The 24,294-nt window shown below is 50.6% G+C and carries 22 protein-coding genes; 6 read left to right on the top strand and 16 right to left on the bottom strand.

Features of this window, described 5'->3' with window-relative positions; genetic code table 11:
* Together P2G85_RS06225 and P2G85_RS06220 are read left to right on the top strand one after the other, a co-directional pair.
* Complete coding sequence (locus tag P2G85_RS06225) at window positions 1–591, top strand: phosphoheptose isomerase (protein ID WP_275863231.1); 591 nt, start codon at window positions 1–3, stop codon at window positions 589–591.
* Window positions 592–613: 22 nt separating this feature from the next.
* Entirely contained in the window at window positions 614–1,189 is a 576-nt protein-coding gene (locus P2G85_RS06220) for a BON domain-containing protein (protein ID WP_275863230.1), read from the top strand.
* 60 nt (window positions 1,190–1,249) lie between these two features.
* Here the strand turns inward: P2G85_RS06220 and sspB are convergent, their stop codons facing one another.
* The 8 genes from sspB to zapE all read right to left on the bottom strand — a co-directional run bounded on the left by sspB (window position 1,250) and on the right by zapE (window position 7,799).
* The gene (gene sspB / locus P2G85_RS06215; protein WP_275863229.1) at window positions 1,250–1,729 is read right to left on the bottom strand and encodes a ClpXP protease specificity-enhancing factor; all 480 of its coding nucleotides are present in this window, start codon (window positions 1,727–1,729) and stop codon (window positions 1,250–1,252) included.
* A gap of 16 nt (window positions 1,730–1,745) precedes the next feature.
* The gene (gene sspA, locus P2G85_RS06210; RefSeq protein WP_275863228.1) at window positions 1,746–2,381 is read right to left on the bottom strand and encodes a stringent starvation protein SspA; all 636 of its coding nucleotides are present in this window, start codon (window positions 2,379–2,381) and stop codon (window positions 1,746–1,748) included.
* Window positions 2,382–2,479: 98 nt separating this feature from the next.
* On the bottom strand, window positions 2,480–3,217 hold the full coding sequence (locus P2G85_RS06205) for a cytochrome c1 (protein ID WP_275863227.1): 738 nt from the start codon (window positions 3,215–3,217) through the stop codon (window positions 2,480–2,482).
* The gene (locus tag P2G85_RS06200; RefSeq protein ID WP_275863226.1) at window positions 3,214–4,479 is read right to left on the bottom strand and encodes a cytochrome bc complex cytochrome b subunit; all 1,266 of its coding nucleotides are present in this window, start codon (window positions 4,477–4,479) and stop codon (window positions 3,214–3,216) included. The genes P2G85_RS06205 and P2G85_RS06200 overlap by 4 nt, the downstream gene beginning before the upstream one ends.
* Window positions 4,479–5,069 carry a ubiquinol-cytochrome c reductase iron-sulfur subunit gene (gene petA, locus P2G85_RS06195; protein WP_275863225.1) on the bottom strand — a complete coding sequence of 197 codons (591 nt, stop codon included), beginning with the start codon at window positions 5,067–5,069 and terminating at the stop codon, window positions 4,479–4,481. Before petA ends, P2G85_RS06200 begins: the two co-directional genes overlap by 1 nt.
* A 533-nt stretch (window positions 5,070–5,602) precedes the next feature.
* Window positions 5,603–5,995 (bottom strand): 30S ribosomal protein S9, encoded by a 393-nt coding sequence (gene rpsI, locus P2G85_RS06190; RefSeq protein WP_039978832.1) that lies wholly within the window; start codon window positions 5,993–5,995, stop codon window positions 5,603–5,605.
* Window positions 5,996–6,010: 15 nt separating this feature from the next.
* Window positions 6,011–6,439, bottom strand: coding sequence for a 50S ribosomal protein L13 (gene rplM, locus P2G85_RS06185; protein ID WP_275863224.1), 429 nt, complete (start codon window positions 6,437–6,439; stop codon window positions 6,011–6,013).
* A 256-nt stretch (window positions 6,440–6,695) separates the two neighbouring features.
* Window positions 6,696–7,799, bottom strand: a complete 1,104-nt coding sequence (zapE, locus tag P2G85_RS06180) for a cell division protein ZapE (RefSeq protein ID WP_275863223.1) — start codon at window positions 7,797–7,799, stop codon at window positions 6,696–6,698.
* 198 nt (window positions 7,800–7,997) lie between these two features.
* Between zapE and zapG the strand changes: the two genes are divergently transcribed.
* The 3 genes from zapG to degS all read left to right on the top strand — a co-directional run bounded on the left by zapG (window position 7,998) and on the right by degS (window position 11,242).
* Window positions 7,998–8,441 (top strand): Z-ring associated protein ZapG, encoded by a 444-nt coding sequence (gene zapG, locus P2G85_RS06175; RefSeq protein ID WP_275863222.1) that lies wholly within the window; start codon window positions 7,998–8,000, stop codon window positions 8,439–8,441.
* A 249-nt stretch (window positions 8,442–8,690) separates the two neighbouring features.
* On the top strand, window positions 8,691–10,058 hold the full coding sequence (locus P2G85_RS06170; protein ID WP_275863221.1) for a Do family serine endopeptidase: 1,368 nt from the start codon (window positions 8,691–8,693) through the stop codon (window positions 10,056–10,058).
* A 119-nt stretch (window positions 10,059–10,177) separates the two neighbouring features.
* Entirely contained in the window at window positions 10,178–11,242 is a 1,065-nt protein-coding gene (gene degS, locus P2G85_RS06165; RefSeq protein ID WP_275863220.1) for an outer membrane-stress sensor serine endopeptidase DegS, read from the top strand.
* Between the two features lie 36 nt (window positions 11,243–11,278).
* On the opposite strand, the gene parC is transcribed toward degS, so the two are convergent.
* From parC to nudF, 6 genes are all read right to left on the bottom strand, one after another.
* Complete coding sequence (parC, locus tag P2G85_RS06160) at window positions 11,279–13,555, bottom strand: DNA topoisomerase IV subunit A (protein WP_275863219.1); 2,277 nt, start codon at window positions 13,553–13,555, stop codon at window positions 11,279–11,281.
* Between the two features lie 3 nt (window positions 13,556–13,558).
* A complete protein-coding gene (gene parE, locus P2G85_RS06155) occupies window positions 13,559–15,439 on the bottom strand; it encodes a DNA topoisomerase IV subunit B (protein ID WP_275863218.1) in 1,881 nt (626 codons plus the stop codon).
* Window positions 15,440–15,679: 240 nt separating this feature from the next.
* The gene (gene yqiA / locus P2G85_RS06150) at window positions 15,680–16,264 is read right to left on the bottom strand and encodes an esterase YqiA (RefSeq protein WP_275863217.1); all 585 of its coding nucleotides are present in this window, start codon (window positions 16,262–16,264) and stop codon (window positions 15,680–15,682) included.
* A 55-nt stretch (window positions 16,265–16,319) separates the two neighbouring features.
* Window positions 16,320–17,126 carry a 3',5'-cyclic-AMP phosphodiesterase gene (gene cpdA, locus P2G85_RS06145; RefSeq protein ID WP_275863216.1) on the bottom strand — a complete coding sequence of 269 codons (807 nt, stop codon included), beginning with the start codon at window positions 17,124–17,126 and terminating at the stop codon, window positions 16,320–16,322.
* Window positions 17,127–17,190: 64 nt separating this feature from the next.
* Window positions 17,191–17,634, bottom strand: a complete 444-nt coding sequence (locus P2G85_RS06140) for a DUF1249 family protein (RefSeq protein ID WP_275863215.1) — start codon at window positions 17,632–17,634, stop codon at window positions 17,191–17,193.
* A gap of 18 nt (window positions 17,635–17,652) precedes the next feature.
* The gene (gene nudF / locus P2G85_RS06135) at window positions 17,653–18,288 is read right to left on the bottom strand and encodes an ADP-ribose diphosphatase (protein ID WP_275863214.1); all 636 of its coding nucleotides are present in this window, start codon (window positions 18,286–18,288) and stop codon (window positions 17,653–17,655) included.
* Between the two features lie 229 nt (window positions 18,289–18,517).
* Between nudF and tolC the strand changes: the two genes are divergently transcribed.
* A complete protein-coding gene (gene tolC, locus P2G85_RS06130; protein ID WP_275863213.1) occupies window positions 18,518–19,840 on the top strand; it encodes an outer membrane channel protein TolC in 1,323 nt (440 codons plus the stop codon).
* 110 nt (window positions 19,841–19,950) lie between these two features.
* On the opposite strand, the gene hldE is transcribed toward tolC, so the two are convergent.
* Window positions 19,951–21,381, bottom strand: a complete 1,431-nt coding sequence (gene hldE / locus P2G85_RS06125; RefSeq protein WP_275863212.1) for a bifunctional D-glycero-beta-D-manno-heptose-7-phosphate kinase/D-glycero-beta-D-manno-heptose 1-phosphate adenylyltransferase HldE — start codon at window positions 21,379–21,381, stop codon at window positions 19,951–19,953.
* A gap of 46 nt (window positions 21,382–21,427) precedes the next feature.
* Complete coding sequence (glnE, locus tag P2G85_RS06120) at window positions 21,428–24,283, bottom strand: bifunctional [glutamate--ammonia ligase]-adenylyl-L-tyrosine phosphorylase/[glutamate--ammonia-ligase] adenylyltransferase (RefSeq protein ID WP_275863211.1); 2,856 nt, start codon at window positions 24,281–24,283, stop codon at window positions 21,428–21,430.
* Window positions 24,284–24,294 lie beyond the last annotated feature (11 nt).

Below are 24,294 nucleotides of genomic sequence, written 5' to 3'. Positions count from 1 at the left end.
ATGCTAGAGAGCATTAAAGACAGTTTTAAAGAAAGCATTCAAATTCAAATTGCCGCCGCCGAGGCACTGCCCGATGCCATCACCCACGCGGCCCAAGCGATGGTGACCAGCCTGCTCAACGGCAACAAAATATTGTGTTGCGGTAATGGTGGCAGCGCGGCCAATTCCCAGCAATTCGTTTCGTGTTTACTCAACCGCTTTGAAACCGAGCGCCCGAGCTTACCGGCGATGGCTTTGACCGCTGACAATACGACATTAACTGCCGTAGCCAACGATTATCACTATCAAGAGATTTTCTCTAAACAAGTCCGTGCCTTTGGCCAACCCGGCGATATTCTCCTCGCCATCTCCACCAGTGGTAATAGCAAGAACGTCATTAAGGCGATGGAGGCTGCGGTTACCCGCGATATGACCATCATTGCTTTAACAGGTAAAGACGGTGGTGAAATGGCAGGCCTGCTGGGTGAGCATGACGTTGAGATTCGCATTCCTTCTCACCGTACCGCGCGGATCCATGAAGTACACATGGTGACACTACACTGCTTGTGCGACCTGATCGATCAGGTACTGTTCCCAAGCCACGATGAATAATCGACTGTAAGGTGGTAATCCTATGATACGTAGCTTTATCGTTTTATGTATCGCACTCAGCTTGAGTGGCTGTGCGGGACTGTTTATTGCCGGGGCAGCGACGACAGCCAACATCGTCATTGACACACGTTCAACCAAGCAGATCTGGCAAGACAACAATATTGAATTTGAAGTGGCCGCGCTCGGCAACAAAGCACCTTATAAAGGCAAGGTGCGGGTCATTGCCAGTTCGTACAATGGCAGCATTGTCTTAATGGGTCAGATCCCCAGCCAGGCACTGATGCACGAGTTTGAGCAAAAAGTTCGTGAGTTGGATGGCATTGATACCATCCATAATCAAATTAAGCTCAAGCAACCCCTGTCGATCACAGAAATTAGCAACGACAGTTGGATCACCACCAAAGTCAAATCGGCACTTCTGACAGACGGTGAGCTAAACGGTGTAAAGATCAAGGTCATTACCGAAGACCGCGAAGTATTCCTGTTTGGTTATGTCACCACCACGCAGGCTGATCGCGCTACCGAGGTGGCACGCAATATCTCTGGTGTGAAGCAGGTCATTCGTGGCTTCCAGTATGGTGAACCGACTGCCGAATAACAGTCATTCGTTGTTATAAGAGCAGCGATAAAAAAAGCAGCGTTAAACGCTGCTTTTTTTTTACTTAATCACCCTCAGGCTCGGTCGGCCTTTTGGTCGGGGGATTTCTTGTTCTGGCTCAGCTTCAGTGTCAGCGGGAACACTATCACTCAAACTCGTCAAGCCAACGCTAAAGTCTTCCTCGATATCCGACTCTTGCTCAATATTGGTATAAGCCTCTTCCGGCTCAAACATGGTACCAGCACCATTCTCACGCGCATAAATCGCCTGAATCGCATACACCGGTACAATCACCGAATGAGGTCGGCCACTGAATCGCGCATGGAAGGTCACAGCATCATTGCTTAACTCAAGATGCCCTACCGCTCGCGGTGCGATGTTCAAAATAATCTGCCCATCCTGAACGAATTCAAGTGGTACCCGAACGCCGGGAAGAGTGGCATCCACCACCAAATGTGGCGTCAAGTCGTTATCCACCAACCAGTCATAAAAGGCACGCAGCATATATGGCCGACGGGCTGTCATTTTTGCGATATCCATAACGTTGGCAAACGCCTTAGCGAACCAAACGCATTTCACGCTCAGCTTCGGTCAGAGAAGCCAGGAATGAGTCTCGCTCAAACACACGATTCATGTACACTTTGATCTCTTTCGAACCTGGGCCAACCAGCTCAATACCCAGTTGTGGCAAACGCCATAACAACGGAGCCAGGTAACAGTCGATTAGGCTGAACTCTTCGCTCATGAAATACTCATATTCAGCGAAAATCGGTGCCAGCGTCAGCAGATCATTACGCAGTTTAGTGCGTGCTTTTTCTGCTTCTTCACCATTACCTTTCATGACTTTTTCCGCTAGCGAATACCAGTTGCGCTCAATACGGTACATCATCAAACGGCTATTACCACGAGCAACAGGGTAAACCGGCATCAGCGGTGGATGAGGGAAGCGCTCGTCCAGGTACTCCATGATGATTTTCGAATCATAAAGAGCTAGCTCGCGGTCAACAAGAGTCGGCACGGATTTATATGGGTTTAGCTCTACCAGCTCAGCAGGAAGGTTAGCTTCATCAACAAGCTCAACTTCCACACTTACACCTTTCTCAGCCAGAACAATGCGAACCTGATGGCTATACAAATCTGATGCACTTGAGAAAAGAGTCATCACAGAACGTTTATTGGCAGCTACAGCCATGGAGCCCTCCGTTACACTTACAAATAAAAAAACAATGGAGGCTAAGCCTCCATTGTATATTAATCAAAATTGGGAATTAGCACGGTATGTTAGCACAATTAATGCACATCACGCCAATACTCTTTCTTCAGCAGTACCACGACGATGGTAAACAGCACCAGGAAGCCCATCACCCACCAACCGAGTGCATGACGCTCCAACTGAACCGGATCGCCGGAGTAAACCAGGAAGTTCACTAGATCACCGACCGCTTTGTCGTACTCGCTTGCACTCAGCTCACCAGTACCATCCGTTGCTGTACCCACCACCACTTTGTCTTCTTCCCCATCGACGACATGGGTTTCATAGACAGGGCTCGGGATACCTTGTAGCTCTTCCAACACGTGCGGCATACCGACGCTTGGGAACACAATGTTGTTCACGCCAAATGGACGGGATGGATCCACATAGAAAGAACGCAAATAGGTGTAAAGCCAGTCAGCACCACGAACGCGGGCGACCAGAGTCAAATCGGGCGGTGGTGCACCAAACCAGTTTGCCGCTTGCTTCGCTGGCATGGTATTAACCATCAGATCACCGACTTTTGCTTCAGGATCAAAAATCAGGTTTTCTTTCATCAAGTCAACCGGGATTTCAAGATCGTTCGCCACGCGCTCATAGCGCTGATACTGCGTTGAATGGCAGCCAAAACAGTAGTTCATGAACAGCTTCGCACCATTTTGTAGCGAAGCTTTATCTCTAAGATCAACGTTCGCTTTATCCAGCGGCACATTGGCACCCGCCGCCATCGCAAGAGATGGCAACATGGCAAATAGAATTACAATCCATTTCTTCATTTGAATGTCACCCTCTCTGGTAATGGTTTAGTTGCTTCGTTTTTGCTGTAGAAGAACAACAGGACAAAGAACATGAAATAACCCAAGCTAAAGATTTGAGCCAATAGCGTGTACGTTGGCGTTGCCGGCAACGCACCCAAAATACCCAACGCAATAAAGCTGATGGTGAACTGGATGATATTCAACAAATGGAACCGGCTACGGTAGCGGTATGAGCGTACTTTACAGCGATCCAACCAAGGCAGAATAAACAGCACCGCAATAGAGACGCCCATCAGGATGACCCCCAGCAGCTTATCTGGTACCGCACGCAAAATGGCGTAAAACGGTGTGAAATACCATACCGGTGCGATATGTTCCGGCGTTTTCAGCGGGTTCGCGGCTTCAAAGTTAGGCGGCTCAAGGAAGTATCCACCCATTTCCGGATTGAAGAACAGCACGTAGCAGAACAAGAACAGGAAGCCTGCCACCCCAACCAAATCTTTTACCGTCCCATACGGGTGGAAAGGAATCGAATCAATGATGTCATACTTCTTCGCATAGTAGTCATGGAACTTAAACTGCGTTTTGTAACCCTCGCCCATGCTGCCTTTTGGCAACTTGGTTTCAATCCCGTCAGGGTTATTCGAGCCCACCTCGTGGAGGGCCAATACGTGCAACACCACCAACAGCAGCAGGACGATAGGCAGCGCAATCACGTGCAGGGCGAAGAATCGGTTCAGCGTTGCACCTGAGATAATATAATCACCACGAATCCACAGCGTCAGATCATCGCCAATCACCGGAATAGCGCCAAACAGGGAAATGATCACCTGGGCCCCCCAGTATGACATTTGCCCCCATGGCAGTAAGTAGCCCATGAACGCTTCAGCCATCAGGACCAGGAAGATCAGCATGCCGAAGATCCACAGCAGCTCACGCGGTTTTTGGTAAGAACCATAGATCAAACCACGGAACATGTGCAGGTAGACCACAACAAAGAATGCGGACGCACCGGTTGAATGCATGTAACGCAATAACCAACCGTACTCTACATCACGCATAATATATTCAATAGAAGCAAACGCCCCTTCACCGGAAGGAACATAGTTCATGGTGAGCCAAATCCCGGTCAGGATCTGGTTGACGAGAACCAGCATCGCCAAAGACCCAAAAAGATACCAAAAGTTGAAGTTCTTCGGCATTGGATATTCAGATAAATGCTTTTTATAAGCATTCATCGCTGGAAGTCGTTTTTCAACCCAATCTAGTAGTGCTTGCATTATGCATCCTCCTCGTCAACACCGATAAGAAGCTTAGTGTCACTAAGGTACATGTGCTTAGGTACCACCAGGTTCAGTGGTGCAGGCACCCCCTGAAACACCCGGCCAGCCATATCGAATTTGGAACCATGACAAGGGCAGAAAAAGCCCGACTTAACGCCTTGTACCTGCTCTGAAAATGAGTCTGGCAGGTAGGTCGGAGAACAACCTAAGTGAGTACAGAAGCCAACCGCAACAAAGTACTCAGGCTTGATCGAACGAAACTCGTTCTGAGCATAAACGGGTTGTTGCTCCATTTCTGATTGTGGATCGCGAAGCTGATCTGCGAGCTTTTTAAGGTTATCGATCACTTCTTGTGTGCGGCGGACCACCCATACAGGTTTGCCTTGCCACTCAACACGAACCATTTGACCGGCTTCAATCTTGCTGATATCCACTTCCACCGGTGCCCCGGCCGCTTTGGCTTTGGCACTCGGGTTCCATGATTTGATAAAAGGAACGGCGACGGCAGCTGCCCCTAGACCACCCACAACTGCTGTTGTGGCGGTTAGAAAACGCCTGCGACCGTTATTTAAAGGCGCGTTGCTCATCCAAACATTCTCCCATTTGCTCCCTTTGGATTGTTATTATTCCGCTTTTAAGAGCATGGCTAACAAACAATGTATCTAGTTCTATTTATTGGAAAGAAATGATAAAGAAAACCCTACTTTTTGACAAGATAAAGCTACCTTTTTGTAACATTTGTGAGGCAAATCGCCCGTGTCGTCACAAAAGCAGTGAAATTATAAAAAGTTGGCGTGATTTACAACAAAAAAGGGAGATGAAGAAAGATAGCTACGCCAATCTAGCGCCAATGATTGCTGTTTTTTTCAGTCAGTTAACTTGAGTATTACCCGTCAAACCACAGCTCGCGGCCGATCATACTAGCAAGGTTAGTAGCACATAAAAAACACACAAAGTGAGCGTTGCGCTCAACCTGTCGCTAGCAAAACCATTAGGCAGTGTATATTCACCGTTTAGCGACAATAGAAAGGCTAAAAACAAAAAGCCCGGCATAGAGCCGGGCTTTGAAGCACAGTTTCCAGACCAAGTCTGAAACAGCACCAACTTCCGTAAAAGGAAATTAACGCTTAGAGAACTGTGGACGACGACGTGCTTTACGTAGACCAACTTTCTTACGTTCAACGCAACGTGCGTCACGAGTAACGTAACCAGCTGCACGTAGAGTCGGACGTAGAGACTCATCGTATTCCATTAGAGCGCGAGTGATACCGTGACGGATAGCACCTGCTTGACCAGAAATACCGCCACCTTTAACAGTAACGTATAGGTCTAGTTTCTCAGTTAGTTCAACTAGCTCTAGAGGCTGTTTAACAACCATGCGAGAAGTTGGACGACCGAAGTACTCATCAAGGCTACGCTTGTTGACTACAATGTTGCCGCTGCCTGGTTTAATAAAAACACGTGCAGCTGAGCTTTTGCGACGGCCAGTGCCGTAGTATTGATTCTCTGCCATTTTCGAAATCCCCGATTAGATGTCTAGTACTTGAGGTTGTTGAGCAACATGGTTGTGCTCAGCGCCAGCGTAAACTTTTAGCTTACGGTACATAGCACGGCCTAGAGGACCACGTGGAAGCATGCCTTTAACTGCTAGCTCAAGAACCATCTCAGGTTTACGATCGATCAGCTTATCAAAAGTGATTGATTTTAGACCACCTGGGAACTCAGAGTGACGGTAGTACACTTTGTCTTTAGCTTTGTTACCAGTTACAGCAACTTTCTCAGCGTTGATAACGATGATGTAATCACCTGTGTCAACGTGAGGAGTGTATTCAGCTTTGTGTTTGCCACGTAGGCGAGATGCAATTTCACTTGCTAGACGACCTAGAGTTTTACCCTCTGCGTCTACAACGTACCAGTCGCGTTTTACAGTTTCTGGTTTAGCAACGAAAGTTTTCATGCTAATAATAACCCGTTAATTAGATTTTAAACTTTAAAGGAGCACAACACTGTTGTACTCCCACACTGTCTAAGAGCCCAGTCATCACCCCTTCGAGTGGTTGGCACTCTCGACTCTGATTTCCGAAATAACTTCGATAATTGAGTCTGCAGTAACGGTGGGTTGCAGGATTATAGAGAAGAGCGAAGAAAAAATCACCTTTTTTTGCACTAAATCACTAATTTTTTCTCGGCTTTTTAAAAGTCGTTGCTTTCTCTTACGCCAGATGCTCACGCGTCAGATATTCATGGCTCTGCATCTCGGTCAAACGTGACACACACCGTTTAAATTCAAACTCAAGCTGCCCCTCAGTGTAGAGCGATGCCATCGCTACTTCCGCCGAAATGATCAAGGTAACGTTGCGTTCATAAAACTCATCAACCAACGCAATAAAGCGCCGGGCTGCATCGTCTATTTTGTGGCTCATTTGCTTCACATCCGCCAATAAAACCGTGTGGTACAGCCGTGATATTTCGATGTAGTCGTTCTGACTGCGGGCCGTTTGGCACAACTGGGCAAAAGACGCATGCAGCACCCCATCACTGGCTTCGATCACCTCGATATTGCGATGGTTGATTTCAATCTCGCTTTCCGGAGCTTTGCGCTCACCGATCAACTGCTGGTAGTAGCGATTCAGGTTGAGTGTGGCTTGCTCATCCAGTGGATAATGATAAATTTCAGCCTGTTCTAAGGTTCTTAAGCGATAGTCCACACCACTATCGACATTCAGCACCTCACAACGGGTCATGATCATATCAATGGCCGGCAAAAACTGCGCTCGTTGCAACCCGTTACGGTATAAATGCTGCGGCTCGATATTCGAGGTAGCCACCAACACCATCCGCCGCTTGAACATCTCCTGTAACAGGGTAGCGAGGATCATCGCATCGGTAATATCAGAGACGAAAAACTCATCAAAACAGACAATGTCCGCCTCTTGTTTGAAGATATCAGCGACTTTGCCCAGCGGATTTTCTATATCGCCGATACGCCTCAACTCATCGTGCACCCGGTACATAAAGCGGTGAAAATGCACCCGCATTTTTCTCTGGGTGGGTAATGTGTCAAAAAAGGTATCCATCAGGTAGGTTTTGCCGCGGCCAACGCCGCCCCAAAAATACAACCCTTGAGGGGGTTCAGGCAGCTCGACTTTTTTACCCAGCAACTTTTGCCACCTTGGCAATTCCGGCGCAGGTAAGGCCTGGTATTGGATGATGGCATGGTAGAGGTTATCAAGGGCAAGCACGGCGCGGTACTGGGCGTCATCACGCAGGAAACCATTCTGTGCTATATCTTGTTTATATCGCTTTAGTGGAGTCATTGCTTTGCGTCATATCGTGGGTACAGGAAAATTATCTCACCTCGGGGAAGCTTAGCGTCATAGGAAAAGCCGTGATCACTCCCCGCAAGACATACAGCTATTTTTCTTTATCGGCTGCACAAGCCATAGTAACATGGACAAGCACCACCGTGTAACTAAACAGTAAAAAACTTGTTAAAACAACAATGAGGAGCAGTTATGCCTTGGATTTATGCCATTGTGGGTTTGCTGGTCGGTACCATCGTAGGCGTCGTCATTAGTCGGCTTACCACCCCCGAATACAAGAAACAAAAATCGGTTCAGAAAGAGCTTGAAGCGGCCAAATTTGAACTGGAACAACAGCGCCAGGAACTGGTGGATCACTTTGCACAAACTGCAGAGATGCTGGATACCCTGGGCAAAGACTACACCAAACTTTACCAGCATATGGCCAAAACCTCTTCAGAGCTGCTGCCGCAACTCCCAGAGCAAGACAACCCATTTGACAAGAAAACCGCCATGTCGGCGGAACCGATCACGGAAGATCAACCCGACTGGAATGAGCAGCCCAAAGACTACGCCAGTGGCGCGACCGGCCTGCTGAAAGATGTAGAAAAAGAGATCATTACCACGCCGGACGTGGTCACCGCCAAGGCCTCTTAATCCCACCTCCCTTTCATGGGTCCGTACGTGAAAAATGAATTACCATTTTTGTACTGACCCATGTTGAACTTTTCTCTGCTCACCGCGCTCTAACTTCCCATAATATCAACAAGTCACCGCCCCCTGGACGGTTTGAACATTGTTGCTGAGCCTCTGCCAACGCCTTTTGTTTAATCCAACCAATCCCCATATCACTTATTGGTTAGGAAAACACTTTTTAGGCAGATATGATTTAGAAGGAGTTATCGGATGAAAAAACCTTTGCTTGTCTTAACCGCACTATCTTTAAGTTTAAGTGCCGTCATCACCCCAATGCCAGCCACCGCCGCCCTTCCCCTGAGTATAGACGGGCAACAACTGCCCAGCCTTGCTCCAATGCTGGAGCGCGTAACTCCTGCCGTGGTCAGCATTGCCGTGGAAGGCAAACAGGTCCAAACCAGCCGAATTCCAGAACAGTTCCAGTTCTTCTTTGGTCCTGACTTCCCGACCGAACAAGTCCGTGAACGGCCATTCCGCGGCCTGGGCTCGGGCGTGATTATCAACGCTTCCAAAGGTCATGTCGTGACCAACTACCACGTAATCCGCGGCGCCGATAAAATCAGGGTTCGCTTGCATGATGGCCGGGAGTTTGACGCCGAGCTGGTCGGTGGCGATGAGATGTCAGACATAGCGCTACTCAAACTGGAAGAAGCGAAAAACCTGATCCAAATCAAGGTGGCAGATTCTGACCAGCTGCGTGTGGGCGACTTTACCGTCGCGATCGGTAACCCATTTGGCCTCGGTCAGACGGTGACTTCCGGGATCGTATCGGCATTAGGTCGCAGCGGCTTGAATATTGAAAATTTCGAAAACTTCATCCAAACCGACGCCGCGATTAACAGCGGAAACTCCGGCGGTGCGCTGGTGAACCTGAATGGCGAGTTGATCGGCATCAACACCGCCATTTTAGGCCCGAACGGGGGGAATGTGGGGATCGGTTTTGCCATCCCGTCAAATATGATGAAGAACCTGACCAGCCAAATCCTGGAATTTGGTGAAGTCAAACGCGGTATGCTCGGCGTGCAAGGCGGCGAAGTCACCTCAGAGTTGGCTGAAGCGCTTGGCTATGAATCGAGTAAAGGGGCATTCGTCAGCCAGGTAGTGCCAGACAGCGCCGCAGACAAAGCGGGCCTGCAAGCCGGTGACGTGATCGTGTCGGTCAACGGCAAATCCATCAGTACCTTCTCAGAGCTGCGCGCCAAAGTCGCCACCCTGGGTGCAGGCAAAGAAATCACCCTCGGTGTCGTGCGTGACGGAAAGCAAAAAACATTTGATGTGACGCTGAGCGAATCAAGTTCGGTCAAGGCCAAGGCAGAAAACCTGCACAAAGGCTTAACCGGTGCTGAGCTGAGTAACACCACACCGAGCGACCCGATTCAGGGGATAAAAGTGACTGACGTAGCCGAAAACTCGCCGGCAGCGCAGTATCAGCTACAAAAAGATGATGTGATTATTGGCGTCAATCGCCAACGGGTGAAAAACCTCGCCGAACTGCGTGCCATCGTCGATAAGCACAGTGGGGTGCTCGCTTTAAATATCCAGCGAGGGGAACGTACCATCTATCTGGTAATACGTTAATCATTTGAACAACCTCTATAAAGGGCGGCATCAATCTATGCTGCCCTTTTGTTATTTTCCCGGGTAATGCTATCCTTCACCTTTCTATGCCGTTTTGGCGTAATTTGCATGGAGAGGATATGCTTAGTTTTTTATTACGTTCTGTCTTATTGGGCTTGTTGACAGCAGTAATCGTCCTCTTGGCCGTTCCCTCTTTACGTCATAACGTCATTCCGGTAGCTCTCGATACACCGCCCAAAAACCTGGCCTCTCTGGAAGTATCTTTCAACCAGGCGGTGCGTAAGGCCGCACCGGCAGTGGTGAACATTTATAGCCGCAAATACGTCGAAAACGATCGCAGCAAGCTCTCGACCCAGGGGCTGGGCTCCGGGGTGATTGTCAGTGAAAAAGGCTACATCATCACCAACTACCATGTAGTGGCCCAAGCCGATCAAATCGTGGTTGCCCTGCAGGACGGTCGGGTCGCGGCCGCGCAGCTGGTCGGTACAGACCGTCGAACCGACATCGCAATTTTAAGTGTTGAAGGCTCTAACCTGCCGGTGATCCCACTCAATCAAAACTACAAGCCACAAGTCGGTGATGTGGTCCTGGCAATTGGTAACCCTTATAACTTAGGGCAAACCACCACCTTTGGTATCATTTCCGCCACCGGCCGCTCATCCATCAGCGATGGCCGCCAGGCGTTCATCCAGACGGACGCAGCAATCAATCAGGGCAACTCTGGAGGAGCCCTGGTCAATACTCAGGGTGAGCTGGTCGGGATCAACACCGCCTCTTTCCAGCAAGCCACCGATCTGGAAACTTACGGCATCTCATTTGCGATACCTTACCCGCTGGCGAACAAAATCATGCAGAAAATTATTGCTGACGGCCGGGTGATCCGTGGGTATATCGGCATCGACGGACAAGATATTAATGCCGTGACAGCCCGGCTACTCGGCAACGAGCACATCGGTGGGATCGTCGTACTGGGTATCGACCCCAATGGTCCGGCCAATGCGGCAGGGTTTCAAAAACAGGACATCATCATCAGTATCGGCGGAAAAAAAGTACAAGGGCGACAAAGCGTAATGGATATCGTCACTGACTTAAGGCCGGGAACCAGTATCGAGGTGGGGATCATTCGCCAAGGTCAGGAAATGACCCTGAATGTCACCATCGCGGAAGATAAACAAGAAATGTAAAAAAAATCCCAGCCTGTGGCTGGGATTTTTATTAGCTTATTCTGCTTCAGCGACAGGCGCGTTACTCGCCGGTTCAACTTCAATCGCTGTCACCCGCTGCAACCCACGTGGTAATAAACTCCCCCGGCGGCCGCGCTCACCACGGAAATTATCCAGATCACTCGGTTTGAGGCCAAGTTTACGTTTACCGGCATACAGGGTTAAAGCGGCCCCTTGCGGCAAGGCCATCAAGTGCGACAAGACTTCTTCCCGCTCTTTGGCTTTGGCTGCCGGTATATTAATGATCTTGTTACCTTTACCCTTGGCCAACTGTGGCAAGTCCTTGATAGGGAACAGCAACATTCGGCCCAGGTTGGTGATGGCCAAAATCTCATCCGAATCCAGATCAGCAACCGCATAAGGCGTCATGACCTCAGCGTTAGCCGGTAAGGTCACCAGAGCTTTACCACTGCGGTTTTTCGACAGCAAATCCGAGCCTTTACACACAAAACCATATCCAGCATCGGAACCGATCAGCCACAACTGCTCTTCTTCGCCCATGATCACCTGGCAGATCGCGCTGTTCGGGGTGATATTGAGACGACCGGTGATCGGTTCACCCTGGCTACGGGCAGAAGGCAAGGAGTGAGACTCAAGCGAGTAGCTCCGGCCATCATTGCCAAGGAACACAGCCGGCTGGTTACTCTTACCACGCGCATGCGCCAGATACTTATCACCGGACTTGTAATTGAGGCCTGTTGCGTCGACCTCATGGCCTTTCGCATGACGGATCCAGCCTTTTTCCGACAGCACTACAGTGATCGGTTCACTTGGCACCAGATCACGCTCGGTCAGCGCTTTAGCTTCTGCACGCTCCACCAGTGGTGAGCGGCGCTCATCACCGTACTTCTCAGCATCGGCTTTAATCTCTTTTTTCAGCAAGGTATTCAAGCGACGCTCAGAGCCAAGCAACTGCTCCAGTTTCTGGCGTTCTTTTTCCAGCTCATCCTGCTCACCACGGATCTTCATCTCTTCCAGCTTGGCCAGATGACGAAGTTTGGTATCTAAGATGGCGTCGGCTTGAATATCGGTGATGCCAAAACGTGCCATCAAGACCGCTTTCGGATCATCTTCAGTACGGATGATCTCGATCACTTCATCCAAGTTGAGATAGGCAACCAGTAAACCTTCCAGGATGTGCAGACGCGCCAGCACTTTATCCAGACGGTGCTGCAATCGGCGACGCACCGTGGTTCGGCGGAATTGGATCCACTCAGATAGAATGGCCACCAGACCTTTGACCTGGGGACGGTTGTCCAGGCCAATCATATTGAGGTTAACCCGGTAGTTTTTCTCCAGATCCGTGGATGCAAACAGGTGATTCATCAACTGATCGCAATCAACACGGTTTGAGCGCGGGACAATCACGATCCGGGTCGGGTTCTCATGATCCGATTCATCACGCAGATCCTCGACCATCGGCAGTTTCTTCGCCCGCATCTGGTTGGCAATCTGCTCGAGCAATTTGGCTCCCGATACCTGGTGCGGCAGCGCGGTGATCACTATTTCTGCGCCCTCTTTGTGCCACACTGCGCGCATTTTGATGCTGCCTTTGCCGTTACGGTAAATCTTCTCTAAGTCGGCCTGAGGCGAAATGATCTCGGCTTCGGTTGGATAATCCGGTCCTTTGACAAACTGCATCACCTCAGGCAGTTCCGCCTTCGGATTGTCAATCAGGTGAATGGTCGCCTCAGCCACTTCACGCACGTTGTGTGGCGGGATATCGGTCGCCATACCGACCGCGATACCAGTCACCCCGTTAAGCAAAATGTGCGGCAGGCGGGCTGGTAACATTTGCGGCTCTTTCATTGTGCCGTCAAAGTTCGGTTGCCATTCTACTGTGCCCTGACCCAGCTCACCGAGCAGAACCTCGGCAAACTTGGACAGTTTCGCTTCGGTATAACGCATCGCCGCGAACGATTTCGGATCATCCGGCGCACCCCAGTTGCCCTGACCGTCAACCAGCGGGTAACGGTAAGAGAACGGCTGTGCCATCAACACCATAGCTTCATAACAGGCGGAGTCACCATGGGGATGGTACTTACCCAGTACGTCACCGACGGTACGGGCCGATTTTTTGTATTTTGCTGCCGCAGAGAGGCCGAGCTCTGACATGGCATAGATGATACGACGCTGAACCGGTTTCAGGCCGTCACCGATATACGGCAACGCCCGGTCCATGATAACGTACATCGAATAATTGAGATAAGCGTCTTCAGTGAACTTGCGCATCGGCAACTGTTCAACGCCATCATAAGTAATTTCTGTCGACATTTATTAAACCTCTGCCATATCGCCGTTTTTCTGTAACCAGCTGCGACGATCGTCTGCCCGTTTTTTACCCAGCAGCATATCCATCATATCCATCGTGGCCTGGGAGTCATCGATCGTCAGCTGCACCAGGCGACGGGTATTCGGATCCATGGTGGTTTCACGTAACTGCAGCGGGTTCATCTCACCCAGACCTTTAAAACGCTGCACGTTAACTTTGGCTTTCTTCTTCGATAAACGCTCCAGAATACCGTCTTTCTCGTTATCGTCGAGGGCATAAAACACCTCTTTACCACAGTCGATACGATACAGCGGTGGCATAGCCACATAAATGTGTCCCGCTTCAACCAGCGCGCGGAAATGACGAGTAAACAGCGCACACAGCAGGGTTGCGATGTGCAAGCCGTCGGAGTCCGCATCCGCCAGGATACAAATCTTGCCGTAACGCAGGCTGTCAAGGTTGTCACTGTCCGGGTCGATACCCAGTGCGACTGAGATATCATGCACTTCCTGAGAGGCAAGTACCTGATCAGCAGACACCTCCCAGGTATTGAGAATTTTACCACGCAGCGGCATCACCGCCTGAAACTCACGATCGCGCGCTTGCTTGGCTGAGCCACCCGCCGAGTCACCCTCGACAAAGAATATCTCAGTACGATTAAGGTCCTGGCCGGAACAGTCGGTCAGCTTGCCTGGCAAGGCCGGGCCAGACGCGACTTTCTTACGTACCACCTTTTTACTCGCCCGCATCCGACGATGGGCATTGGCAATGCATACTTCCGCCAGCTGTTCGGCCAGTTGCGGCTTCTCGTTAAGCCACAAGCTGAAAGCATCTTTCACCACCCCAGACACAAACGCGGCAGTCTGGCGCGAGGAAAGTCGCTCTTTGGTCTGGCCGGCAAACTGAGGATCCTGGATTTTAACCGACAGTACATAAGAGCAGCGCTCAAACACATCATCCCCGGTCAGCTTCACCCCGCGCGGTAGCAGGTTGCGGAACTCACAGAACTCACGCATCGCGTCCAACAGCCCCTGGCGCAGACCGTTTACGTGGGTACCGCCCTGTGCGGTCGGGATCAGGTTAACGTAACTTTCGGTGATCATTTCACCGCCTTCTGGCTGCCAGATCACCGCCCAGTTGGCCGCTTCCGTTTCCGCAGAAAAATCGCCAGTAAACGGCGCTTCAGGCAGAACGGTATAACCTTTTACGCCTTCAGCCAGATAGTCTTTCAATCCGTCTTCGTAGCACCACTGATAGTCTTTGCCATTCACTTTATCGGTGAAGGTAATCTCCAATCCGGGACACAGTACGGCTTTAGCACGCAGGTTGTTCACCAGGCGAGTCACAGAGAAATTCTGCGAATCAAAGTATTTGGCATCCGGCCAAAAGTGCACACTGGTCCCCCGGTTGCGGCGACCACAGGTGCCGGTAACCGTGAGATCAGACACTTTTTCACCGTGCTCAAAGGCAATCTCATACACTTGGCCGTCACGGCGAACCGTGACTTCAACCCGCTTAGATAGCGCGTTTACCACCGAGATCCCCACCCCGTGCAGACCACCAGAGAACTGATAGTTTTTATTCGAGAATTTGCCCCCGGCATGCAGCTTACAGAGGATCAGTTCTACACCAGAAACTTTCTCTTCAGGGTGAATATCGACAGGCATGCCACGACCATCATCGATCACTTCCAGTGACTGGTCGGCATGGAGGATGACTTGTACTTTGGAGGCATGTCCGGCTAGCGCTTCATCGACACTGTTATCGATAACCTCTTGACCCAGGTGGTTGGGGCGCACTGTATCCGTATACATCCCTGGTCGGCGACGTACTGGTTCTAAGCCATTCAGTACTTCAATGGCACCAGCATTATATTGTTCAGTCATAATACGGGATTGTTCTCAAAGTTTACCTGTTGCTTGGCCAAAGCGATGGCGCGTCAAGCAACGAAAAAGCCACTTCGTTCGCTCACGCTCAACACTATTCATCGTGATGCGTAACAAAGTCGCTATAGATCTTTTGGGGAAACATAGTCGGAAAGCCCTCCGGCTATGTCAAGAAACGCTTGGATATATCAATAAAAACTATGAGCCTATTCCAATCGCTTCTTACGAGATACACTGGAGTTACAGTTTCAGGAACTCTATGATCTTCGCCGGGTAACGCTCAAATCCGACAAAACTGTGATCTCCGCCTGGCTCTACCGTCTGCCGGGCGTCAACAAACTTGGCCACCGCCTGGCGGTAGTCCAAGACCTCATCACCGGTCTGTTGTAACAACCAGAAAGATTGCGGCAACGCGATGCTTTGTACCTCAAGAGCTTTGAGCTCGTCAATATGGTGGCTTTCAAGTGTATAGCTTTCATTCGTGTAGGGGTTAGTTTGTGACCCCAAATAGTCCAGCAGCAGTTCATAGGGCCTGACGGCAGGGTTGACCACTACCGCGCGGAAACCAAATTGGTCATTTAACCAGGTTGACAGATAGCCCCCCAACGAACTGCCAACCAGGCCGATGTTATAACCATCGATGTATTGCTCAACAATGTCCAGTAAGCACTGGGCGGCTGACTGGGGGAAACACGGCAACTGGGGAATGATCACCTTGATGTCAGGGCGATGCTGCTCACAATAGGCTTTCATCGCGTTAGCCTTAACTGAAAGCGGTGAGCTGTTGAAGCCGTGGATATACAGCAACAATGAAGGTTTGCGCATAAAAGCCTCACGTGAAAACAGTCAGCCCGAACAGAAGGTTCGGGCGGGGTAATGATTAGTATCCGTTTGAGGAAAAATCTGGCTGGAACTGGCCATCTGCCAGGCGATTGACCTCTGTGGTGATATCGCCGTTACTGTGCAACTCTAGTTCCCGCCAGCCCGGCGATTGAGTATCCAGGGCAAAATCGTCTGAATTAGGCTTGAACTGCACACAGGTTGATGGCGTCGCCATCACGCGAATGCCATTATAGAGCACATTCATGTCTTGGTGTACATGACCGCACAGGATCCCCTTTACGTTGTCAAAGCGCTCGACAACCTGCCAGAAAACGTCTGCGTCTTTCAGGGTGTGCTGATCCAGCCAGGCACTGCCCACCAAAAGCGGGTGATGATGGAGCAGCACCAAGGTATGGCGCTCAGAATCAGCCTGCAGTTTCTCTTCCAGAAATGCAAGCTGCGAATCGCTCAGTCGTCCGTGTGGTACACCAACAACTTGCGAGTCCAACAGAATCAGCTGCCATTTATCACCCAGCAACAAGTGCTCGACGGGCTTGATTTGAGGCGACGGCAAGACGCTGCCCATATTTGGCTTGTAGTCATGATTGCCCGGCAGCCAGAAACAATCTTTTTCCAGCGGAGCGATGCCCTGTGCAAAGCGCTGGTAAGATTCGGCGCTGTGATCTTGCGAAATATCGCCGGTTGCCAGAATGTATTCAAACGGCACCTGACGCTGAAGAACCTCGTGTATCACGGCCTGAAAGCTGTCAGCGGTTCTTACGCTCAGCAAGCTGCCCTCATCTGCCGCAAACAGATGAGTATCCGTGATTTGTAATAGCTTTATGCTGTCACTAGATGATTGCAAAATGAAAACCTGATTCGTCCGCTAAATAAATATGTACAACGCTCCAGTTGGTTAAATGGGCGACTTAACTAAAGGCCAGTGGGCTTCTGCTGATCCCACCTCGTAAACAAAACGTCAGCCATTCACCAAGAAACGTATTTAATTGATGCTTTTCATCTTTTTGCATCAACTTGTCGTTGGGATAGTCATATTTGGCACTAATACGAGAAAACTCTCCGCTGGCACACACTTCTGCCACCCTCGCGTCATGGTAGAGCCTGACAGACATTGTCGGTAAAGGAAACAATGGTGTGTCATCACTCTGACATATCTCAACAACCGTGGTGTATTTTGTGATTTCATTCACGGTCAACTGGTAGACCATATTCGCCGCTTGGTAACAGCGCACATCCCCAACCTCAGCAGACGCAGGCAACAGCGCGTTCAGCTTCGCGTAATTGGTCTCATAAGTTCGCATCAACCCCGCTAAGTCGACATGATAACGCTGTTTTTCAGCCACTTGTCTCATTGAGTTTGTCTCCACCGTTTAATTACCAGACTGCCACCGGGAAGATATTTCTCGATGATTAAGCATTAACCACTGCAACGCAATAATCGACGCACCATTTTCAAACCTGCCGTCCTTCACCCATTGATAGGCCAGTTCGCGACTAATCACATGCACCCGAATGTCCTCATCTTCATAGTCTAAACCATGAATGCCGTGCGCTTTAGACGCATCGACCTCACCAATGAACACATCGAGCTTTTCGGAACACCCACCCGAAGAAGGGTAAAATGAGGTCACCGGCACAACCCGCCCGATGGATACGCCAGCCTCTTCCTGTGCTTCACGGCGAATGACTTCTTCCGCACTCTCGCCACGCTCTATCATGCCGGCGACAATTTCCAGTTGCCAGGGGTGCCCCCCTTCCAGTGCACCGACACGAATTTGTTCAATGATCACCACTTGATCGCTAACCGGATCATACGGCAACAGTGCGGCGGCATGGCCTCGTTCGAACATTTCGCGCTCAACGACCTTACTCCAGCCACCATCAAATAATCTATGCTTAAAACGGTATTTGACCATTTTAAAAAAACCCTTGAACAGGGTCTCTTTTGAGATTATTTCCACGTCGTGGGGAGTAAACTCGCCCCGCGGTTTGTCAGAATGTTGCATAGCCCACCTCTCTGAGTGAATCGTGTAGTTTACTCATTGTTGTTGATTTGCTCAAAGGGGATTGCTCAACTTTTTATACAATCCTTATAAAAAAATTAATACGCACACCAAATTTTTATTGCACAATTGGACAATTACATGTAAAAAAGTGCAAAGTTTAGAGTAAAGATTGTCCAAATTGAGTTAAACTACTGAGAATTAACCAATCTATTTACCGCAGGAATAGAAAATGAAAAAACTGCTTCCACTTTTTATTAGTGCAGCGCTAGGTAGCATAAGTACAACGGCTTGGGCAGACTCCCTTGCTGAAATTTACGACTTAGCAAAACAAAATGATCCACAATTGCTCAGCGTTGCTGCGCAGCGCGATCGTGCTTTTGAAGCAATTACTTCTAGCCGCAGTGCTCTGTTACCACAGATCAACTTAACTGCCGGTTATAACCTGACCCGCGGTGATACCGATCTGGACGCGGGCGGCAGCGTTTCCAATGATAAAAATGCCCTTTCCGCCGGCATCAACTTTTCCCAGGATTTGTACAACCGCGCATCCTGGATCACCCTTGATACGACAGAGAAATCGGCTCGTCAGGCAGATGCGGCCTACGCGGCAGCGCAGCAAGGTTTGATCCTGCGTGTTGCCCAGGCGTATTTCGAAGTACTGCGAGCACAGGACAACCTTGAGTTTGTCCGTGCCGAAAAAGCGGCCGTCGGTCGCCAGCTGGAGCAAACCAAACAGCGTTTTGAAGTAGGGCTTTCAGCAATTACTGACGTACATGACGCACAGGCCCAGTACGATGCGGTATTGGCCGATGAAGTGCTGGCAGAGAACTCACTGATCAATAACTATGAATCACTGCGCGAGATCACCGGCCAGGAGCATAAGAACCTGAACATTCTCGATACCAACCGTTTCTCAGCCAGCGCATCGAAAACCGCTGCGGAAACCCTGGTTGAAGAAGCCAAAACCAAAAACCTGAGCCTATTGTCGGCCCGTATTACCCAGGACATCGCGCGCGACAAAATCTCGCTGGCCAGCTCCGGACACTTGCCGACCCTGTCTCTTGATGGTGGTTATAACTACGCCGACACCACCAACAGCTCGAGTGATAACACCACAGATAACTTCAACATCGGCGTGAACCTGGCGGTACCGCTCTACACCGGTGGCAACATCACTTCGCAGACCAAACAAGCAGAATTTGCTTATGTTTCGGCCAGCGAAGATCTGGAAGCCCAATACCGCAGCGTCGTTAAAGACGTGCGTGCCCAGAGAAACAACATCAACGCTTCGATTGGCGCACTGAAAGCCTATGAGCAATCGGTGATCTCTGCTAAGTCTGCGCTTGAAGCCACTGAAGCCGGTTTTGATGTCGGTACCCGTACCATTGTTGATGTACTGGATACCACGCGCCGTTTGTACGATGCCAACAAGAACCTGTCGAACGCTCGTTATAACTACATTCTGAGTGAGCTGCAATTGCGTCAGGCTGTGGGCACATTGAGCGAACAAGATATTTTGGATGTCGATGCTGGCCTGAAACCGTCACGATAATTCATTCCGCTCGAAATGGGATATAAAAAACGCCGGTGTCATCAGACCCGGCGTTTTTATAGCGACAGTTTTATACCCAGCTTTTTATGCTGAACCGGATGGAAATGGGATTACCCGCGCCCGCCCTTGATCGCATCAATGATCTCGGTGGTTGAACAGCCTTCCTCAAAGTTCAGCACTTTGACTGCCCCACCAGCAGCAATCACCTCTTTCCCGCCGGCAATCTCTTCCGGTTTGTAATCCCCACCTTTGACCAGCAAACTTGGCAGCACTTCTGAAATCAAACGTTGCGGCGTGTCTTCACTAAACGGCACAACCCAGTCGACAGCGCCTAACCCCGCCAGTACCGCCATGCGGCGATCGGTTGGGTTGACCGGACGACCCGGGCCTTTAAGACGCTTAACCGACTCATCCGTGTTCACCGCCACTATCAGACGATCGCCCAGTTTGGCCGCATGATTGAGATAAGAGACATGACCGGCATGCAGAATGTCAAAACAACCATTGGTCATTACGACTTTTTCACCTTTCGCTTTGGCTTTTTTCACTGCTTCGATCAGCGCCGCTTCCGTGATCACACCATAGTCGGTATCCTGGCTGCCGTGTACCGCTTCGGCCAGTTCAATTTCTGACAACGTTGACGTTCCCAATTTACCAACGACCACACCCGCCGCCGCATTCGCCAGGGCACACGCTTCTTCAAACGACTTACCTGCGGCGACTGAGCTGGCCAGTACGGAAATGACCGTATCTCCGGCACCGGTCACGTCGTAGACTTCTTTAGCCTGAGTTGGCAGATGGAAAGGCTCCTGACCACGGCGCAGCAGTGTCATGCCATGTTCACTGCGGGTGACCAGCAGGGCTTCAAAATCAAATTCATCCACTAAAGCCAGACCTTTCTCCACCAGCTCCTGCTCCGATCTAACCTGACCGACCACATCTTCAAACTCTTTCATGTTCGGAGTCAGTAATGTGGCGCCACGGTAACGTTCAAAATCGGCCCCTTTAGGGTCAATAAATACCGGAATGTTGGCCGCGCGAGCTTTCTGGATATAAGCCTGAACATGCTCGAGTGAACCTTTCGCGTAATCAGACATGATCACCGCTTTAACGTTCGGCAGTGCCGCATCCATGCGAGAGAGTACCGGCTCCGGATCAGTGTTTTCAAACTTGTCTTCAAAGTCTAAGCGCAACAGTTGTTGGCCGCGGCTCATCACGCGCAGTTTGGTAATGGTCGGGTATTCCGGCAAGGCAACAAAATCGCATTTGACTTTTAATGCGTGCAGCGTTTCGGTCAGCACCTTGGCCGGCTCATCGATCCCCGTCAAACCAACAATGTGAGCATGGCCCCCCAGCGAGGCGATGTTCATAGCGACGTTCGCAGCTCCGCCCGGACGTTCCTCATTGTTTTCTACTTTGACAACAGGCACCGGCGCTTCTGGAGAAATACGTCCGGTGGGACCATACCAGTAACGGTCTAGCATCACATCCCCGATGATAAGCACACCTGCACTGCTGTAATCAGGTAGAATTGGTTTCATTGTTGGTCTCCGAAAATTAAATCAGGGCAAGTTTAACACAGCCCCATTAAAGCTGAACAGTTGTGAGCCATTGCTGCCAGGCTTGTTTCACCCACTCTCTTTCCGCAACAAATTTATCTTCCGCCACATCCGCGTCTAAATTAAGTAAGTTACGCCGGTGAATTTCATCACGCATTGAGGTGTAGGCACGAGTGAGCAGCATCGCCTGATCTTCATCCATCACCCCTTGTGCGATCAGGGTTTCGAAAATCCGCACATTGTCCGACCAGCGCGTCAGCTTAGGTTTACTGTGACTGTAATTGAGCACCAAGTATTGCGCGAGGAACTCAATATCCGTGATACCGCCTGCGTCTTGCTTGAGCATGAACCGACCGGCCTTTTTCCCGCCCAGGTGGTCGCGCATTTTTCCGCGCATCTCCACCACCTCGGTTTTTAATCTGGCCTCCTCTCGTGGCAGGCACAACACATCATGCCGGATACGATGAAAGGCCGTCGCCAGCGGCGTGTCGCCATAAATCATCCGCGCCCGCACCAACGCCTGATGCTCCCAGGTCCAGGCTTCCTGATGCTGATACTCATCAAACGCATCCGTCGGGCTTACTAACAACCCCGACGCACCGGAAGGACGTAAGCGAGTATCCACTTCGTACAGAATGCCTGATGCGGTGCGGGTCGAGAAAATATGAATGATACGCTGTGCCAGGCGCAGATAGAACTGACGGCCATCAATCTCTTTCTTGCCGTCGGTGTACACATTGACCGGGCAGTCATGCATAAACACGATGTCCAGATCGGAATTGTAGCCCAGCTCCCAGCCACCGACCTTACCATAGCCAAGCACCGCAAAACCTTTGCCTTCGCGATCTTTCACATGCGTCGGCTCACCGTATTTTTCAGCAACTTGCATCCAGGCCTGCTGCACCACCGCTTCAACAATCGCCTCCGCCAGATAGGTTAAGTGGTCACTCACCTTCATCACCGGCAACACACCGGCGATATCGGCCGCTGCGATGCGTAAAATGCAGATCTGTTTAAACTGGCGCAGCGCTTCCATCTGCTGCTCCATGTCGTCTTCCGGAATACGGGCCAAAAAGTCACGCAGTTCAGTCCGGTATGCATCAAGCGGGATCGGGTTGTACAACTGCTGCGGGTCGATCAGTTCATCCAATAAGATCGGATAACGTGACAACTGCTCAGAGATCATTGGACTGGCGGTACATAAGCGGACTAACTGTACCAGTGCGGCAGGGTGCTCATCTAACAGCTCCAGATAGGTAGTCCGGGTACAAATGTTATGCAGCAGATGCAGCACGCGAGGCAAACCGAATTGCGCGTCCGGATGGGCATAGATGGCATCAAACACTTTCGGCATCAGTTTGTTCAGCACTTCCCGTCCACGCGGGCCAAGGGTCTTTTTCGCCAGATCGATTTTAAACTGCATAATGACTTTAGCCATCTCAGCAGCATGCTCTGTCTGGATATCCTGCTCCAGTACATGCTCCGTCACATCTGGTTTTTTGGCCATATCCCACAGTTCATGGAAATGGCGCGCCACTGTGCTGCCTTCGTCTTCTTCATCATCACCGATCAGGCTTTCAAACACAGCATGAACCTTAGCCATGTGCTGCTGTACGTTATGCTCGAGATCTTGCCAGGATGCCAGGCCCATCGCCGTGGCCAGTTTCAGGCGTTCTGTCTCACAGTCCGGCAGGGTTTGGGTCTGCTTATCTGCCATCGCCTGCAACAGGTTCTCCAGCTGACGTAAAAAACGATATGCGGTTTGCAAATCCGTCACCGCCTGGTGAGAGAGCAGTTCCAGTTCAGCGATCGCCTGCAAAGTGACCAGTAGCCCGCGCTGGCGCAGTGACGGTTCACGCCCGCCGCGGATCAGCTGAAACACCTGAGCGATAAATTCCACTTCGCGGATGCCTCCTGCACCAAGTTTGATATTATTACTCAAACCACGACGACGCACTTCACTGCGGATCATCGATTTCATCCGGCGCAATGCCTGAACTGCACTAAAGTCGATGTAACGGCGAAACACAAACGGACGCAGCATTTGGCGCAGTTCCTGGTACTGAGGATACATTTCCCGCCCCATCACGCGCGCTTTGATCATCGCATAGCGCTCCCAGTCTCGCCCCTGCTCCTGATAGTAATCTTCCAGTGCCGCATAGCTCATCACCAGCGGGCCACTTTCGCCGAAAGGGCGTAAACGCATGTCAACCCGATAGCAAAAACCATCAAACGTCTGCTGGTCAAGCGCTTTGATGATCCGCTGGCCTAACCGGGTAAAAAACTGGGCATTAGCGATGCTGCGGCGTACCCCCTGAGTTTCACCGTTTTCCGGATAGGCAAAAATCAGGTCAATGTCAGAGGAAAAATTCAGCTCGCCACCACCCAGTTTGCCCATACCAATGATTAACATTGGCTGCGCCTCTCCCGCCGCATTGGTCGGTGTCCCCCACTCTTGGCAACACGCCTGATACTGCCATTGATAGGTCTCAAAAATCATCGCTTCCGCCAGCTGAGATAAATGACTCAACGACTCATCCAGTGTCCAGCTGCGGGTATAGTCCTTCCAGGCGATATAGACCATTTCTCGGTTACGGAACTGACGCAACACGCGGTGACCGGCCATTTCGTCATCGCATTCCGCCAACAATGCAGCCAGTCGCTGGCGGTAACCGGCTGCGCGACTCTCATCGGCCAGCATCTGCGGCAACTGCGTCGCCAACACTTCATCCCGCTGCAGGGCTTCGACAATAAACCGGCTCAGTCCGGCCACATAGTGAAACTGTTCCACATGTTCACGCGGCCATAACGGTAAGTAACCAGACTCCTGGGCGGCCTGGATGGCGGCTTCAGCGCCAGGCACCAATGACGGGGGCAGTTGCATTGTTCTTCCTT

The organism is Vibrio sp. CAU 1672, assembly GCF_029223195.1.
In the GTDB taxonomy this organism is placed as follows: Bacteria; Pseudomonadota; Gammaproteobacteria; order Enterobacterales; family Vibrionaceae; genus Vibrio.
Note: the sequence above shows the minus strand (reverse complement) of the source record. Positions and strands in the feature narration are given on the sequence as shown.